This window comes from Nitrosospira multiformis (assembly GCF_003050865.1).
GTDB classification, from domain to species: domain Bacteria; phylum Pseudomonadota; class Gammaproteobacteria; order Burkholderiales; family Nitrosomonadaceae; genus Nitrosospira; species Nitrosospira multiformis_E.
The window spans coordinates 13,770-29,138 of the sequence record NZ_QAOK01000014.1; the positions used below are offsets into that span (position 1 = coordinate 13,770).

Sequence of the window (15,369 nt, forward strand, 5' to 3'; positions counted from 1 at the left end):
ACTCATTCAATCTCATTCAATCGATCAGCAATCGGATCCGGTCTTGTGACAAACAGGCACAATGCCTGCACCCGTTTGACAGATCCAGATCAGAAATCCGGGCTCCCAACTATTTTCGCGATGTTTTTACACCTCATCCAGCATTCTTCGGGCTTCTTCCGCAGCCCCAAGCAATCCGACTTTTGGATTCATCACCACATGTACCGGAATTTCCTCCATCAGCCCGGAAAAGCGTCCTTTGTCGCAAAATGCTTTCATGAAACTGCCTTCTCTCAATTTGTCGATAATTTTTGGCGCAATCCCTCCCGCCACATATACGCCACCCCGGCACAGGCCCGCCAGGGCCAGATCGCCGGCATAGGCCCCGTAAACCTCGACAAATAAATCCATTGCTTTCACTGCTAGCGGGTGCTTCTGGTTGAAGGCGAGATCGGATATACGAGCGGCATCATCTTCTTCCAGCTGCATCGGTATCCGTTCGCGGTTGTCATCCGATTCTTCCTGCAGAAAACGAAAAACATTTGTCAGCCCCGGACCGGAGAGTATCCGCTCGACCGATACATGGCCCAGGCGTTTTCGCAGATGATGCAACAACCGGTCCTGCAACTCATTCGCCGGTGCAAAATCAATATGTCCAGCTTCGCTCGGCAGCGATGAATAGTCTCCATCTTGCCAGGCGAGCCATGCCACTCCCATCCCGGTACCCGCACCCAGTACGACTCGCATCCGGCCGGCATGACATTGGCCGGCCTGCAACGTCATCAGGTCGTTTTCCTGCAGGATACCCACACCCGATGCCACGGCTGCAAAGTCATTGATGAGTTTTACTTTGGGAATGGAAAATTCCGAGGAGAGCGCCGCGGAGTTCATCACCCACGGCAAATTTGTGAGTGCTACTTCCTGTCTGGCAATCGGCCCCGCTACCGCGAAACAGGCGCTCCCGGGATTGCCATCAATATCGAGCGTGGAGACTTCATTCATAAAGTCCCGGAGTATGTCCGAAAAACTCGAATAGACCGAGCTCTCATAGCGTCGTTCGCAGCGTACCCGGATATTGCCGTCTTTCAGTTCTGCCGCTTGCAGCAAGGTCTTGGTTCCGCCAATGTCGCCACTGATGAAATATTCGTTCACTGTTCACTCCATCGCTGTGCGGGGTCTTGACGATAAAACAGCGCGAGCTGCTCATATACTGCCGGGAAATGTATTCTGACAGAGAGAGGCATTTCGAAAAAAGCTTCGCTGATCACCGCGAAGAACTCTGCCGGACTCTCGGCCGCATAAGGGTCGATTTCCATCATCTCCCCCTCGTCGATACTCCTGCAAAAATCCGCATAAGCTTTACTGAACGCTTCACTCCATGTCTGCTGGCTCATATCCGGATGTATGGGAGGAAACCCGTTGGCCTCCCCATTCAGCATATCCAGCTTGTGGGCAAATTCGTGTATGACAACATTGTATCCCTGTCTGATCCCGGTTCCTGCCATAGCAGCCACCGTATCTTCCCAGGAGAGAATCACCGGTCCACCCAGCCAGGATTCGCCGGATGCAGGCTCCACTGCATGATGCACGATGCCGTCCTCATCCACATATTCGTAATCGCGAATAAATTCACCCGGATAAACGATGATTTCTACCCAGCCATCGTAATAATCGAGATCGAGATTCAGGATCAGAATGCACGCCTGTGCAGCGATCAGTACGCGCATTTCGTCGGTGATCACCAGTCCGTGGGCACCGCTGACTTGCTTGACGTGAAGAAACAGTATGACGCATTCCCGCAAGCGCTCGAGTTCAGCCGCTTCGAGCGCACGCAGGAATCGCAGGTGTGTTATCGCGTTCTGCCAGATATCATCGGGGACGGATTGATTCTCGATGATACGGCGGCGATACCAGGTTTTGATGTTCGAGAGCATGGGGGATTCTGGATGTATCCTCCTGCATGTGTTGCCCGCCGGGACTTATCTGGAGGCTTCTTCATCCGTCGGTTCCATCACTGACGTTTCCATTTCCAGTTGAGGCGGCTCGAGATCCACGGCCTCTATGCGGGCAAAACGTTGGCTTATCTTCCGGCTTGAAACATGCACCTCTTCCACGTCCTGATTAGCCTGACGGATATGGTCTGCAAGTTTTTTCATACGCTCGTCAAAGCGTGCAAAATCCTTGCCCAGCCTGGACAGTTCGTTCTTGATGATGTGTACCTGCTCGCGGGTTTCGATATCCTTGAGCACGGCGCGCGCGGTATTCAGTACCGCCATCAGGGTGGTAGGCGAAACTATCCACACCTGCTTCTGCATGGCGTAATCGACTATGTCCGAATGATAGGCATGGATTTCGGCGAAAACAGCCTCTGCCGGCACGAACATCACCGCCCCGTCGCAGGTTTCGGGCGGCAGGATATATTTTCCGGCAATGTCATCCACATGTTTTTTCACGTCTGCCTTGAACTGCTTCTGGGCCAGGGCACGACTCGTTTCATCCGTATGACGATCGAACATGCGATGAAAATTTTCCAGCGGAAATTTTGAATCGACCGCGACCATTCCCGTTGGAGGTGGCAGCTTCAGCACGCAATCGGCGCGGCCGCCGTTGGAAAGCGTATGCTGCATTTCGTACGCAGAGGGCGGCAGAATGTTGCGAACCAGCGCCTCCAGTTGCACTTCGCCAAATGCACCGCGCGAGCGTTTGTCGCCCAGGAGTTCCTGCAGGCTCACCATATTGGTGGTCAGGCTGTCGATCTTTTTCTGGGCTTCATCGATTGTCGCAAGCCGCGTCATGACGCTGGTGAAAGTCTCGTTGGTTTTCCTGAACCCTTCGTCGAGACGTTCCGCCACCCGACCACTGATCTGGTCCAGCCGCGCTTCCACCGTTCCCCGCAGCTGATCGGAATTCCTGCCCAGGACCTCGGAAAGCCGGTTGCCCTGGTTTGACAGTCCTTCATGCAAATCCTTGAGCATGTCGCGATGCTTGTCTTCCATCAGCCTTGCCTGCTGCCCCAGCAGTTCGCGCACCATGGTCGAGAGCATGCCGAGCCTGATCACCAGATAGGCCATGGTGACAAGCAGAATCGCGGCAGCAGTAATGATCAGCAGGTAGTCTGGCATTATTTTCTGAAGTATACCGGAGAATAGTCTTTATCTGCCTGCTTTTACTGATCAGGAGAAAAACCATCGGTTGCCCTGGAAAGGCCTTCCACAGACAGCGGACCGAAACCCGGAAATCGGAATCGGAATCGGAATCGGAATCGGTAACTGAGCATAGTATGCAGCATGCTGAATTTTCCAGTGCTCCAGAAATTATCTTGCACGACCGGCCTGATACAATTCGCTTTGCATCTGCAGCTTCCGCCATCTCTCCTGGCGCTGCCTGGAGCGCTCCTCGTAGCTGCTCAATCGCTGCTTGCTTTCATGACTTTTCTCGGCCCGCTCCTTTCGCGCCTTCCTGCCCGCCCGACGCCTGCTCTCCACAGATCTTTCCTCTCCCGTGGCATCTTTCGGTCTAACCTCCTCCGAAGCCTCTTCCCATGGGCGCGATTCTCTTGGATTCGGCTGCAAGGGTTTCGTCTCCAACGGGTTGGCGTCCCACGGACGCACTTCCCAGGGTTTTGGTTCGCCGCTTTCCTTCCCGCGCTGTTTTGTCTGGGTTTTCTGAGGCCCTGGCTTTCCCCACGGATTATCATCAGATGCCGCAGCGGGCTGTACGATCAGCATCGCAAAACCGAGCAGCACCATCAATCGGGTAAAACATATGTTCATATTTCATTACCCCCTTTCAAAAGGTAACAATCCAATCATCGTTTATATCAGCCGCCCCTGTTGCGCAGGATAAAAAATTTTCAGGCCATCCGTCTGCGCCCATGGAGTCAGTGAATGCGGTTTTCGTCCATGGTTATCGATGATGTCTTCCACCCGCACGCCACGGACGACAAGCGCGTCCGCAATCAATGAACGATGGCATCGCCAGGGAACGGCCTCGGCGCACATCAATGCGCAACAGTCATGCGCAGCGAGCTCGATAACCTGGTTCACATTTTCCACAAATTCCTGAGTTTGCATATAGTCCGCATAGCCACGGAAGGATGCATTGCGCCAGCCCTCATTGATCGAGTCCTTGCGCGCACGCCGAAGCCCACCCAGGCCAGGTAAATGAGTGTACTTGATACCCGCTGCTCGCAGAGAATCAGGCAGGGTTTCCTTGTTGAACTGGGGATTATGCCGCGAACGCGGTACGGTTCGTACATCGAGCAGGTGTGTAACTTCGTTTTTTTTCAACAGATTGACGAATTCTTCAAGAGGATGAGTTGAATGTCCGATGGTGCATATCAAGGGCTCTGCACCGAAGGAATCTTTCATGCTGTTCGCGGTGGCTTCCATAGGAGCGCTAAAAATCCAGTCTGTAGTAGACCCCCATACCGGGAAGGTACGATCTGGATTAAATCCGGCTTCAGGGCCTGTTTTGTGATGAATCAGCCGATATTGCTTGCTATCGCTATTGCCCCGCCACTGTCATAGGCGAAAAAACACACCCGAAGCGGGAGGCGCTGAGTTTCACGTCCGCCCGTACCCACGCCTTATTGAAACGCTCTTCAATCAACGCCGCCCGCTCGTTTTTGCCCTGTGCCCGCAGAGCCTGCAACAAGCCATAAAGCGCCCATCCATTGTTGCGATTGCGCCGCAGGTCTTCCCAGTATACTGTCTCGGCTTCGGCGGGATGTCCTGCTTCGAGCAACAGGGCCCCCAGCGTCAACCGCGGGGGCGCTTGCCATTCCGGCGGCTCGGTGTAAGCCAGTGAATCCTCGAGACGAACCGCCTGCTCCAGATACGCAATGGCGGAATCGAACTGTCCGCGCGCAGCGGCAATCTCGCCGGCGAGGACCGCGGGACCGATGCTCAAAACCGAGCGCGCTGTATTGACGGAAAGAAGTCTCCCATCGAGCGACTCATCCTTCATGATCCCCCGTAAAGCAGCCAGCTCCTGCTCAGCCTGGGGCAACTGCCGCTTGGCGACAAAGGCAAGGCCCCGTGCATAGTGCCATCCGCCTTTCAGAAACGCATTGCTTGAGGGAGGCTCCGGTTCCTGAAGCATTTCGTCCCACTTGCCAAACCTTGTAAGCGCCCAATAAGGTACCACCCGGAATATTCCGGTCATGGGCATTTCTTTCAAAACCGCGTCGTCGATGGTGCTCGCGACCTCTCTTGCCGATTCGATCGCCAGTTCGCTTTGGCCATCGGCAGTGGCAACAGCCCAGAGAAAGTGAATATTGTGGGGAAAATAGGCCATCGCATAAAAGCCATGCTCATGCTGCCGGACGAGATATCTCACATCGGCCGCGATTGCACGCTGATTGGCATTTATTGCATCTTCGTAGCGGCCCACGCGCAGGTAAATGTGCGACGGCATATGTATCAGGTGACCGGCGTCGGGCATCAGTGTTAGCAGCGTATCGGCTGCCTGCTCGGCTCGCTCCGGCATGTTGGTCGGTTCCATGAGGTGGATATACATGTGTGTCGCGCCGGGATGCCGGGGATTGCCTTGCAGCACATTCTCGGTAACTGCAACGATTTCCTTTGTCCCTTCCATCGGATAGTCATCGCGCATCCAGTAACCCCACGGACTGGTATCCATTACCGATTCTACAAAAAGCATCGCGATATCCTGATCACCGCGAAAACGCCGATGTACCTCTCGCATAGCATTTGCATAGGCCTTGTCGTTGGCCTTTCTATCTTCGGGATTGCCGGTGTACCGCTTTTCCAGAGCCCCGATCAACGCACGCTCCCTGGCAGACGCGCTTGAACCGAGAGAAGCGGCCCTTCTGATCAGTTCCAGCGCCAACGCTTCGTTTTTTGCCTCCATGGGCGCGTTGATATTGGGTCCGAGCACGAGCGCCTGCCCCCAGTAAGCCATTGCGAGAGCAGGATCCAGCCGCGCCGCTTCCCTGAATGCACGTCCCGCTTCCGCATGATTGAAAGCATAGGAGAGATTCAGGCCCTGATTCATATAATGCTGCGCCAACTGATTGCCGGTGCTGACGGGAAACGTATGCGAACCGAGATTCAGCAGCCGGGGAGCCCCGTAATCAGCGCCCATTCGCTCACCCGATCCTTCCTGACGGCGAGTTGCGTGTTCTCCGGCAGGCTCTCCGATCTCGCTGCTTTGTCCATTCTGGGCAAAAGCGCCGGAGGTTGTCCCGATCACGGACATTATTACCAGGGCAATGAAATAAAGAACGTAGGCTTGCATTGATCTCTCCTTGTCAGCCGGTTATCACAGGTTCGACTGCGTCTGATCGAACTCCGAAAACCGCATTTTGGTATTTTGATATGCAGCAATAACGAGACAATAAATAAATAACCCTAACTCAAAAAGCGTTATAAACGAATATCCACATATTCACCCGTAAAATTTTGCTGCCGGAGCGCGGATCTTCCTCGGCCATGACGGATTTGAAACATGACTCATAGCGGCAACTCGTGGGGCAACTCGGGCAACTCGTGGCGCAGTTCCGACAGGCGGGACAGGCAAAAATGAATGAAGGCCAGCCCTGCCAGCACAGCGGCGAACAGGTTTAAAATCGGCACGAATTGCACCAGCCCCGCGAGCAGTCCCAATCCCCACAACAAAGGCCGGTCCCTGGAAAATATAGCTCGCATTTCTTCCTGGGTGGCATGTTCCGCCAGCGCATCATAGCGAAACAGGCGCTGGTTCAGATAGGCGGCAGCAATAAACGGGATAACCACGCCTGCACCCGCCAGCCATAATGGAAGGGTAACCAGCCAGATGGCAATGAAAATGGCAAGAGCAATCCCCGCATTGAGCAGACTGCCGGCGAGCGTCCCGCCTTTTTCGCGCTTGAGCAGTGGATAGTCGCGACGCGCGACCAGGCCGATCAGGGCAGGCATCGCGAACAGGGCAGTAATCACGAGTGCGGTCACAAAAACCAGTGGCACAAACAGAATCAGATGTGCGATCGCCTGGATTCCATAGGCGATCCACCTCGGTTCAACGCCTTCAAGCCAGGTCTGGATACCGATCGCCGTCAGCGCCTCGGCTATCCAACCGGAGAAGGTCCCCCAGAAGGCCACGCCCAGAACCACCCACAGCAGACTTGCTGCGAGAATAGGCCAGACGATGATCCATAACACCTGAAACTGAAACAAATCACGAAATGCCCGTGATAACGCCTGAAATATCGACTCCACACTTCCCCCTTCCAAGTACCGGAATTCGGCCATGAACGAGAGAGTCGGCATTATATAAACCGCCGAATTGGCTGTGGCTCGTCTTCTCCCGCACTTTTCAATCCAGTTCAAAAATCACAACGAACTCATGGTAAGCCACGAATGACTGCACGCCCCCCAATCCCACTGAGCCCTCACTCTACTTGATTTATAGTTGAAAAGTTCAGCTATGGCTGGAATGACGATACACAGCATGATAGACGGAACAATACACGGCAGAAGCGGCGGCGATGAAAGGGATTAAAAGCTTAACTGCTCAACTATTCGATTCCGCCCTCACATCGAGGGTCCCAGTCATACGCAAACGCGTTGTACCACGTGCTATGTTCCCAGATTTCACTGCATATCTCACCACAGATTTTTCGCTCGAATCCGCACATGCCCCCCAGCCGGAAATGTGCCGTATAGGCTCCTGCCGCGTCGCCTCCCTTCAGTTCGATAACCACTCGGCCATTCTGCTCAGAGACACGCAGCGAACGGGTGTTGGTAAGATCCCTATAGAATTTCTCCGGGATGTGGAACCGCTGTCCGTCGATGAAAACAAGAAAAGCTTCAGTCACGAACCGCGGTACACCGCTATCCATTCCCCATGTGCCACCGTCGGTTTCACGGCACTCACCGCTTTTACACTTGCGCTCACGGAAAATCACCCCTACCTTTTTGCCGGAGGGAAGAGCATGGTTTTTTTCGTGCTGAAAGGGCGGCGCTTGTTTTTGCGCGAGAACCGTGTCGAATGCGAAAAAGGATAGACCGATCAACGCAACGGAGAAGCGGGTAAAGCGCAAGACACTTCGTTTCAAGGGACTCAACATCGTTGGATTGATGCGTGGAGCATTGCTGCCGCCTGCCGCACTGCTCCCCCTACTCGATTTCAATGAATATTTTCTGGGTCTCGGCTGCGGTTTTCATTTTCTCAAACAGGCGAGCGAAAGCAACTCTGCTTTGTCCGATGCAGTCGACACCTTTGGTTTCGCCCACCAATATGCACCCTTCTGTATTCGCCGGTATATTGCCGGGATGTATCCTGACGCCTTCAAAATTCGGCACGTTCAAAAGAAGCGGAAGGGGTTTTTGAAACCTCTGGGAAAAATTTATGACAACCTCATATTGCCCCGCGGGAATCGCAGTCTTGCCCTTGATCTTCACAGGCCTCACCTTGTCTTCCAGTGTGTAGCACTCGAATCGTCCATCGACTGACAGCTCACCTATCGTACTGTCATCGGAAAATTCCAGTCTTTTTACACACAGATCCATTTCGCTTCTCCTTCATATTTATACTTATACTGGAAAGGATAGCTGATGTGGAGGATTTCACCCGGCAAATTTGACCCGGCAAATAGGGAGAGCCATGACTGCCATTTCGTCAATCCATGGAGTACTCAGAGAGTGGATAGACTCGTTGCCCTCCGCCAGGTAGTGCCATGAGGCCCGTCTTCCAGAATGATATTAGCCTCCATCAATTCCTGGCGAATGCGATCCGCCTCCCGGTAATCCTTGTTGGCGCGCGCAACCAGCCGCTGTTGAATCAACTGCTCCACCTTTTCAGGTGCAAATGCGGAATCTTCCGTGGAACCCGCTTGCTGGAAATATTGCCGGGGATCCTGTTGGAGCAATCCCAGCACCCCGCCCAGGGCTTTCATCAAGGCGATATCCCTGGGTAGTCGGGTTTTATTGACTTCGGTAGCGAGGTCGAAAAGTACGGCAAGAGCATCCGGCGTGTTGAAGTCATCGTTCATCGCTTCCCGGAAACGCGATGCATATGGGTTATCCCAGTCTATTTCGACTTCGTCGTGGGCTCCACTTCCCTTGAGCGCGGTATACAGTCGATCGAGAGCTCGCCCGGCGTCTTCCAGTTGCATATCCGAATAGTTGAGCGGGCTACGGTAATGAGCGCGGAGAATAAGAAAACGTACCACCTCCGGCTGAAAGTGGAGGAGGATTTCGCGTACGGTAAAAAAGTTGCCGAGCGACTTGGACATCTTCTCGTCATTGACTCGCACGAAACCATTATGCATCCAGTAGTTGACAAAAGAATGCCCGTGCGCCCCCTCGCTTTGTGCAATTTCATTTTCGTGGTGGGGAAACTGCAAATCCTGGCCACCGCCATGAATGTCGAAGTGCTCCCCCAGATAATGCTCGCCCATGGCCGAGCATTCGATATGCCAACCCGGCCGCCCCGGGCCCCACGGTGAATCCCACCGGGGTTCGCCGGGCTTTGCGGCTTTCCACAGCACGAAATCCAGCGGGTCTTTTTTATGCGGATCGACAATTACCCGTTCGCCTGCCCGCAGCTCATCAAGGGATTTCCCGGAAAGCTTTCCATAACCCGGAAACCGGTGAACCGCATAATATACGTCGCCATTGGAAGCGGGATACGCCAGCTTTTTATCCACCAGAACCCGGATCATGGCAATCATGTCTTCCACATGGCGAGTGGCACGCGGCTCCCATGAAGGCGGTTCCACCCCAAGTGCTGCGGCATCCTCCTCCATTGCCTGGATAAAACGCGTGGTCAGCGCTTCAATAGATTCGTTATTTTCCTGCGCACGCCTGATAATTTTGTCATCAATATCGGTAATATTACGTACATAAGTTACATCAAAAAGATTGGCGTGAAACCAGCGCTGCACCATATCGAATACCACCATCACCCGTGCATGCCCGAGATGGCAGTAATCGTAGACGGTCATTCCGCATACATATATTTTGACCTTGCCCGGCGTTAGCGGGATAAACTCCTGTTTTTCTCTGGTAAGAGAATTATGAATTTTAAGCATCTGGGGGAGATTTTGAATTGAACAGGCTTCTTGGTAGAATCTTGCGGACGCTGAGGGCACTACTTACGGGACGGAGAAGTATAGCACAATGAAAACGCTGGATTTTCGCCGGGTGGGTGCGCGCATTGCCTTGGTCGTGCTGTTCGCTGCTTGTCCGGTTGCGTTTGCTGATGAAAACGACGAGGTTGCCAAACTATACCAGCAGGGCAACCTGGACAAGGCACTGGAACAGGCAAACGCGTACCTCGCCCTCAAGCCCAAGGAGCCACAAATGCGGTTTCAGAAGGGGTTGATACTGACCGAGCAGCAGAAAATTCCTGATGCGATCAAGGTCTTTTCTTCACTGTCGGAGGATTACCCCAATCTGCCCGAGCCGTATAATAACCTGGCGGTACTCTATGCCAGCCAGGGCCTGTATGAAAAGGCGAGGGGGGCGCTGGAGGCAGCCATACGCACCCACCCCAGCTACTCCATTGCGCACGAGAACCTGGGCGATATCTATGCAAAACTGGCCAGCCAGGCCTACGGCAAGGCCTTGCAACTGGACCAGAGCAACGCGGCGGCCTTGACCAAGCTTGCGATGATCAAGGATTTGTTTACCGGCAAACCTGGCGCGATAAAAACTGCATCCGCGGCCGCCGCTGCGGTGGCACCCCTTGCTTCAGCCGCGACTCCATCCGCGGCCCGCTCCGCTGCCGCCTCAATGCCATCTCCCAATCCGCCATCTCCCACCCGATCCGTTGCTCCCACGGCGCCCTCTGCTGCCACGTCTGCTGCTCCCGCAACGCCGCTTGCTTCCGTCCACGCCGCGCCCGGCAAGGCGCCGCAAAAATTAGCGGAAAAAAAAACTGAAAAGGCGGAAAAATCAGCACCGGGAAAGATAGCGGAGGTTGAAACACATCCACCGGAAAAGAAATCCGGTGTTTCGGATGAATCGGACGATATCATCAAAACTGTCAATGCGTGGGCCAAGGCATGGTCCGACAAGAATGTGACGACATACTTCGCATTCTACGCGAGTGACTTTCAAACCCCTCGTGGCGTCAAACGCACAACATGGGAAAGAACGCGGCGTGACCGCATCATCAAGCCAAAATCCATCAAGGTGGAAATCACTCACCCCAAGGTAACTTTAGTCAATCCAACACGCGCGAAGGTAAGCTTCCGGCAGCTCTATCACTCCGACGCATTCAAACACGATTCGTCCAAAACACTTGAAATGGTTAAAACCGATGGGAAGTGGCAGATACGGCAGGAGCGCCCCGGGAGATGAATGTGCAAACCCCGCCTGCCGGATGCACCCGGCGGCTGATAATCACGCTTGCCGGAATAACCGCAGCAGCGCTTTCGCTCTGGATTACCGCCGCGCTGGCCGAGGAAGCCTTGGGCCTATCCACTGCCTCCATGACCGGACCGGAATCGATGCTCGTCAAGAGTCTCCAGGAAATCTCCGAGAGCCGCATGGATTCCGCATTAAACGGAATCGAGCAGCTGCTCAAGACCAACCCCAATTTCCGGCTGGCTCATCTGATCAAAGGTGACCTGCTGCTGGCGCGCGCCCGCCCCATCCACACCATTGGCGAAACCGGGATGGCAATACAGCAGCCTATCGACGATTTACGCGAGGAGGCAAGAGCACGGCTTCAACGCCATCTGGCGCCGATACCGGTCGACATGACGCCCAAGTATCTGCTGCAAATGCCGCCTGAGCAGAAATACGCAATCATTGCAGACACAGGCAGATCGCGGTTATATCTCTACAAGAATGTCGATGGAAGCCCGCGCTATCTGGCGGACTACTACATCAGCACAGGCAAGAACGGTTCGCAAAAGCTGAAGGAAGGGGATAAAAAAACACCCATAGGCGTCTACTTCGTCACTGACAACCTGCCGCGTCAAAAGCTTTCGGATTTTTATGGAGGCATGGCATTCCCCATCAACTACCCGAACGAATGGGACAAAAGGCACGGACGCAGCGGTTATGGCATCTGGCTGCACGGCACCCCTCCGGATACCTACAGCCGCCCGCCCCGAGCGAGTGATGGCTGCGTAGTACTTGCAAATGACGACCTGAATGCATTGGCGTCAACGCTTCAGGTCGGCATCACGTCCGTCATCATCAGCGATCAGATGGAGTGGGTCAAACCCCACGATGCCGCGGCGCTGCGTAGAAAACTGGCTCAGCACCTGGAGAGATGGCGGCGGAGCTGGGAAAGCGGAAATATGGATGATTACGTCGCCATTTATGGAAATGATTTTTCCAGTGGCGAGCAGAAGCTGACGGAATGGATGCAAGACAAACGGCAGGCAGGTGCGGAAAAAAACCCGGCCAAAGTCGGCATCAGCAATGTGGGCATCTTTCTTTATCCCGGAAGGGACGATCTGGCGGTAATCAACTTTGATGAAGAACATTCCAGCAATGATCTTTCCAATAAAATCAAAAAACGCCAGTACTGGATGAAAGAAGATAAAAGCGGCTCCTGGAAGATCATTTACGAAAGTGCGGCATAATCAGGAAATTCAGGAAATCGTGGGCTGCCTGTCCTTTCTTCACCACATACCGCCCGAGGACAGGTCCATGAACGGGTAATTCTTCCACTCTTATCACTCTTATTATTACGGCCAAGCTAATGCATGTTTTCAAAGTTTTCTCAGCCTTTGCGCTCTCTTTCAGCCTCACCGCTCTTGCCGCGAATTCCCCGGCAAGCTACCCGCAGGTTGAAATAAAAACCAGTCTCGGTAAAGTAGTACTAGAGCTCTATCCCGACAAGGCCCCAAAAACCGTCGACAATTTTTTACGCTATGTGAAGGATGGGCACTACACCGGCACCATATTCCACCGTGTTATCCCGGGATTCATGATCCAGGGCGGCGGATTCGACAAGTCTTTCAAGCAGAAACCTGCCAGGCCTCCTGTTGAGAATGAGGCGGGCAACGGCCTCAGGAATGAGATTGGAACGGTTGCAATGGCGCGTACCATGGACCCCCACTCAGCCACCGCCCAGTTTTTTATCAATGTGGCCAATAACACATTTCTCAATTACACCTCGCCCACTCCCCGCGGCTATGGCTATACCGTATTCGGCAAAGTCATCGAGGGAATGGACGTAGTCAACAGGATCGCTGCTGTCCCCACCGATTCCGGCGGACCATTTCCAGCCGATGTGCCGAAGGAAACCATAGTAATTGAGGAAATGAGACTTATTGCAAACCCGTCTCTCGCCTCTCCCATCCACCCACAAAACAGGGATTGATATGATCAGACTGCACACCAACTACGGCGACATCATGCTCGAACTCGATCATGAAAAAGCACCGGTAACTGTCCAGAATTTTATAGACTATGTAAATAGCGGGTATTACGACAACACGATATTTCACCGCGTGATTGACGAGTTCATGATTCAGGGGGGCGGTTTCGAACCGGGTATGATCCAGAAAAAGACTCGCGCCCCGATTGCAAATGAAGCAGGCAATGGTCTCAAGAACGACAAATACACGATTGCCATGGCGCGCACCTCTGATCCCCATTCAGCAACCGGTCAATTTTTCATCAATGTCAAGGATAACGATTTTCTGAACTATAAGTCGCCCACAGCGCAAGGCTATGGCTACTGCGTGTTCGGCAAGGTGGTAGAAGGCATGGATGTAGTGGACAAGATCAAAAAAGTTAAAACGGGGACACGCAGCGGTCATCAGGATGTGCCAGTAGAAAATGCAATACTGGAGAAGGCAGAGATAATTCAATAACGCTGTTAACATCGTGAACACGTCCGCACCTAAAACTTTTTTCTCGCTTGGATTTGCGATCGCGCTGTGGCTGGCGGCTCCGGCTTTGCACGCCCTCCCTTTTGCAGACACGGTAGTCAGCTTTACCCCCGGAAACAGTAGTTTCCCTGACAGCATCTACGGTGTGGAGGACGATAGCGGTGGCGTTTATACCGGCCGGTCGGGAGAAGGCGTTTTTGATGCCCGTGCAGTAACGGCCCTGGATGGAGCGGTGCTCGGACTGGGTGGCTCAGCCGGAATACCCGGGTCCATAATTTTGCACTTCAGCAGCGGTGAGGTGGTGGATGGGCCCGGAGCGGATCTGCGGTTGTACGACACGCTCAGCTTCCGGGACGGGGTCAACGTGGAAATAAGCGCGGATGGGACACACTTCATGAACGCCCTGTTCTCCGCCGGGGATTTGTCGTATTTTAAATGTTCTCTTCAGCAGCCTTGCGCTGCCGATGTAGACATTGCAGACCTCCAACTGGATGCGTTCAGCTACCTCCGAATCACTGCCGCGGGTAACATCGTCCAGGGCTTTCCAGAAGCCTATACACTGGATGCCGTGGAGGCGCTCCACTATCGTTCCACTGCGGTTCCCGAGCCCGGAACACTTGCATTGTTCAGCCTTGCTGCCGTCGGTCTGGCTTTTGTTCGCCGGCGTAATGACTGAATTGCAGGTTGAATTGCGCTCGAACCCGCCAAGGAATGGCCGCCGCGGGCTGTCTTATACAGTTTATCTTTTATCGGGAGAAATCATGTCCATCCTGTCCACCTTCAGGCTCCTCATCGCGCTATCGATCAGTGCCTGGCTGGCAATGCTTTCCGGTTGCGCTACCACCACGGCAGGCGGTGCGGTTGGGGCAAACCGTTCCCAGCTTTTGCTCATATCCTCGGAACAGCTGGAGCAAACGGCAGCGCAAGGCTATACCCAGCTGAAAACAGAAGCGACCCAAAAAGGCGCCCTGAATACCAATGAAAAACTGCTGGAACGAGTGCGCGCTATCGCTCGTCGCATCGAACCGCAAACAGGCATATTCCGAAAGGACGCTCCCGGGTGGAACTGGGAAGTCAATGTGATCGACAGCGATGAGCTTAATGCTTTTTGCATGCCTGGCGGAAAAATCATGTTTTATTCCGGGCTGATCAATCAGCTCAAATTGACAGATGAAGAAATCGCTGTGGTGATGGGACATGAAATTGCCCACGCCCTGCGCGAGCACTCGCGCGAGCAGGTGTCGCAGGCCATTGCGGCGCAAACGGCACTCGGGGTGGGAACCGCAGTGTTCGGCCTCAGCCAGACCACCGCCCAGATCGCCGGCATCGGGTATCAGGCATTCATCGCAACCCACTTCAGCCGCACGGACGAAGCCGAGGCGGATCGCATCGGGCTGGAATTGTCAGCCCGTGCTGGTTACAATCCCCGAGCCGGGGTCACACTGTGGCAAAAAATGATCAATGCCAATGCGGGAGGACAACTGCCCGAGTTCCTGAGCAGTCACCCTGCTGATTCCACCCGCGTACAGCAGATCGAGTCGCTGCTGCCAGTCGTCATGCCACTTTACGAAGCAGCCCGCCGGTGA

16 protein-coding genes are annotated in these 15,369 nt (G+C 54.0%); 6 read left to right on the top strand and 10 right to left on the bottom strand.

Annotated elements, in window-relative coordinates:
- Window positions 1-126 precede the first annotated feature (126 nt).
- From C8R21_RS08670 to cysS, 10 genes are all read right to left on the bottom strand, one after another.
- On the bottom strand, window positions 127-1,131 hold the full coding sequence (locus C8R21_RS08670; RefSeq protein WP_107762329.1) for a glucokinase: 1,005 nt from the start codon (window positions 1,129-1,131) through the stop codon (window positions 127-129).
- Window positions 1,128-1,913, bottom strand: coding sequence for a M90 family metallopeptidase (locus tag C8R21_RS08675; RefSeq protein WP_107762330.1), 786 nt, complete (start codon window positions 1,911-1,913; stop codon window positions 1,128-1,130). The genes C8R21_RS08670 and C8R21_RS08675 overlap by 4 nt, the downstream gene beginning before the upstream one ends.
- A 45-nt stretch (window positions 1,914-1,958) precedes the next feature.
- Complete coding sequence (locus C8R21_RS08680) at window positions 1,959-3,101, bottom strand: DNA recombination protein RmuC (RefSeq protein ID WP_107762331.1); 1,143 nt, start codon at window positions 3,099-3,101, stop codon at window positions 1,959-1,961.
- A gap of 192 nt (window positions 3,102-3,293) precedes the next feature.
- Window positions 3,294-3,752 (bottom strand): hypothetical protein, encoded by a 459-nt coding sequence (locus C8R21_RS08685; RefSeq protein ID WP_146162461.1) that lies wholly within the window; start codon window positions 3,750-3,752, stop codon window positions 3,294-3,296.
- A gap of 42 nt (window positions 3,753-3,794) precedes the next feature.
- Window positions 3,795-4,349, bottom strand: a complete 555-nt coding sequence (locus tag C8R21_RS08690; protein ID WP_256210285.1) for a DUF488 domain-containing protein — start codon at window positions 4,347-4,349, stop codon at window positions 3,795-3,797.
- 136 nt (window positions 4,350-4,485) lie between these two features.
- Window positions 4,486-6,240: a tetratricopeptide repeat protein gene (locus C8R21_RS08695; RefSeq protein WP_107762333.1), complete on the bottom strand. Its 1,755-nt coding sequence runs from the start codon at window positions 6,238-6,240 to the stop codon at window positions 4,486-4,488.
- Between the two features lie 215 nt (window positions 6,241-6,455).
- Window positions 6,456-7,250, bottom strand: coding sequence for an EI24 domain-containing protein (locus C8R21_RS08700; protein WP_107762334.1), 795 nt, complete (start codon window positions 7,248-7,250; stop codon window positions 6,456-6,458).
- 248 nt (window positions 7,251-7,498) lie between these two features.
- Window positions 7,499-8,113 carry a hypothetical protein gene (locus C8R21_RS15645; RefSeq protein WP_146162462.1) on the bottom strand — a complete coding sequence of 205 codons (615 nt, stop codon included), beginning with the start codon at window positions 8,111-8,113 and terminating at the stop codon, window positions 7,499-7,501.
- Window positions 8,100-8,492, bottom strand: coding sequence for a DUF5675 family protein (locus tag C8R21_RS08710; protein ID WP_074972918.1), 393 nt, complete (start codon window positions 8,490-8,492; stop codon window positions 8,100-8,102). The genes C8R21_RS15645 and C8R21_RS08710 overlap by 14 nt, the downstream gene beginning before the upstream one ends.
- A gap of 125 nt (window positions 8,493-8,617) precedes the next feature.
- The gene (gene cysS, locus C8R21_RS08715; protein WP_107762336.1) at window positions 8,618-10,015 is read right to left on the bottom strand and encodes a cysteine--tRNA ligase; all 1,398 of its coding nucleotides are present in this window, start codon (window positions 10,013-10,015) and stop codon (window positions 8,618-8,620) included.
- A gap of 88 nt (window positions 10,016-10,103) precedes the next feature.
- On the opposite strand from cysS, the gene C8R21_RS08720 reads away from it, so the two are divergent.
- The 6 genes from C8R21_RS08720 to C8R21_RS08745 all read left to right on the top strand — a co-directional run bounded on the left by C8R21_RS08720 (window position 10,104) and on the right by C8R21_RS08745 (window position 15,369).
- Window positions 10,104-11,288 carry a nuclear transport factor 2 family protein gene (locus C8R21_RS08720; RefSeq protein WP_107762337.1) on the top strand — a complete coding sequence of 395 codons (1,185 nt, stop codon included), beginning with the start codon at window positions 10,104-10,106 and terminating at the stop codon, window positions 11,286-11,288.
- A complete protein-coding gene (locus C8R21_RS08725) occupies window positions 11,285-12,526 on the top strand; it encodes a L,D-transpeptidase family protein (RefSeq protein WP_107762338.1) in 1,242 nt (413 codons plus the stop codon). Before C8R21_RS08720 ends, C8R21_RS08725 begins: the two co-directional genes overlap by 4 nt.
- A 119-nt stretch (window positions 12,527-12,645) precedes the next feature.
- Entirely contained in the window at window positions 12,646-13,269 is a 624-nt protein-coding gene (locus tag C8R21_RS08730) for a peptidylprolyl isomerase (RefSeq protein ID WP_107762339.1), read from the top strand.
- Between the two features lies 1 nt (window position 13,270).
- Window positions 13,271-13,765 (top strand): peptidylprolyl isomerase, encoded by a 495-nt coding sequence (locus tag C8R21_RS08735; RefSeq protein WP_107762340.1) that lies wholly within the window; start codon window positions 13,271-13,273, stop codon window positions 13,763-13,765.
- Between the two features lie 13 nt (window positions 13,766-13,778).
- The gene (locus tag C8R21_RS08740; RefSeq protein WP_107762341.1) at window positions 13,779-14,459 is read left to right on the top strand and encodes a PEP-CTERM sorting domain-containing protein; all 681 of its coding nucleotides are present in this window, start codon (window positions 13,779-13,781) and stop codon (window positions 14,457-14,459) included.
- An 85-nt stretch (window positions 14,460-14,544) separates the two neighbouring features.
- Window positions 14,545-15,369, top strand: coding sequence for a M48 family metallopeptidase (locus C8R21_RS08745; protein ID WP_107762384.1), 825 nt, complete (start codon window positions 14,545-14,547; stop codon window positions 15,367-15,369).

Coding starts and splice junctions, on each gene's coding strand:
- C8R21_RS08720 (WP_107762337.1), top strand. CDS start 10,104: ATGAAAACGCTGGATTTTCGCCGGGTGGGTGCGCGCATTGCCTTGGTC.
- cysS (WP_107762336.1), bottom strand. CDS start 10,015: ATGCTTAAAATTCATAATTCTCTTACCAGAGAAAAACAGGAGTTTATC.
- C8R21_RS08695 (WP_107762333.1), bottom strand. CDS start 6,240: ATGCAAGCCTACGTTCTTTATTTCATTGCCCTGGTAATAATGTCCGTG.
- C8R21_RS08725 (WP_107762338.1), top strand. CDS start 11,285: ATGAATGTGCAAACCCCGCCTGCCGGATGCACCCGGCGGCTGATAATC.
- C8R21_RS08700 (WP_107762334.1), bottom strand. CDS start 7,250: ATGCCGACTCTCTCGTTCATGGCCGAATTCCGGTACTTGGAAGGGGGA.
- C8R21_RS08675 (WP_107762330.1), bottom strand. CDS start 1,913: ATGCTCTCGAACATCAAAACCTGGTATCGCCGCCGTATCATCGAGAAT.
- C8R21_RS08680 (WP_107762331.1), bottom strand. CDS start 3,101: ATGCCAGACTACCTGCTGATCATTACTGCTGCCGCGATTCTGCTTGTC.
- C8R21_RS08685 (WP_146162461.1), bottom strand. CDS start 3,752: ATGAACATATGTTTTACCCGATTGATGGTGCTGCTCGGTTTTGCGATG.
- C8R21_RS08735 (WP_107762340.1), top strand. CDS start 13,271: ATGATCAGACTGCACACCAACTACGGCGACATCATGCTCGAACTCGAT.
- C8R21_RS08690 (WP_256210285.1), bottom strand. CDS start 4,349: ATGAAAGATTCCTTCGGTGCAGAGCCCTTGATATGCACCATCGGACAT.
- C8R21_RS08745 (WP_107762384.1), top strand. CDS start 14,545: ATGTCCATCCTGTCCACCTTCAGGCTCCTCATCGCGCTATCGATCAGT.
- C8R21_RS08710 (WP_074972918.1), bottom strand. CDS start 8,492: ATGGATCTGTGTGTAAAAAGACTGGAATTTTCCGATGACAGTACGATA.
- C8R21_RS08730 (WP_107762339.1), top strand. CDS start 12,646: ATGCATGTTTTCAAAGTTTTCTCAGCCTTTGCGCTCTCTTTCAGCCTC.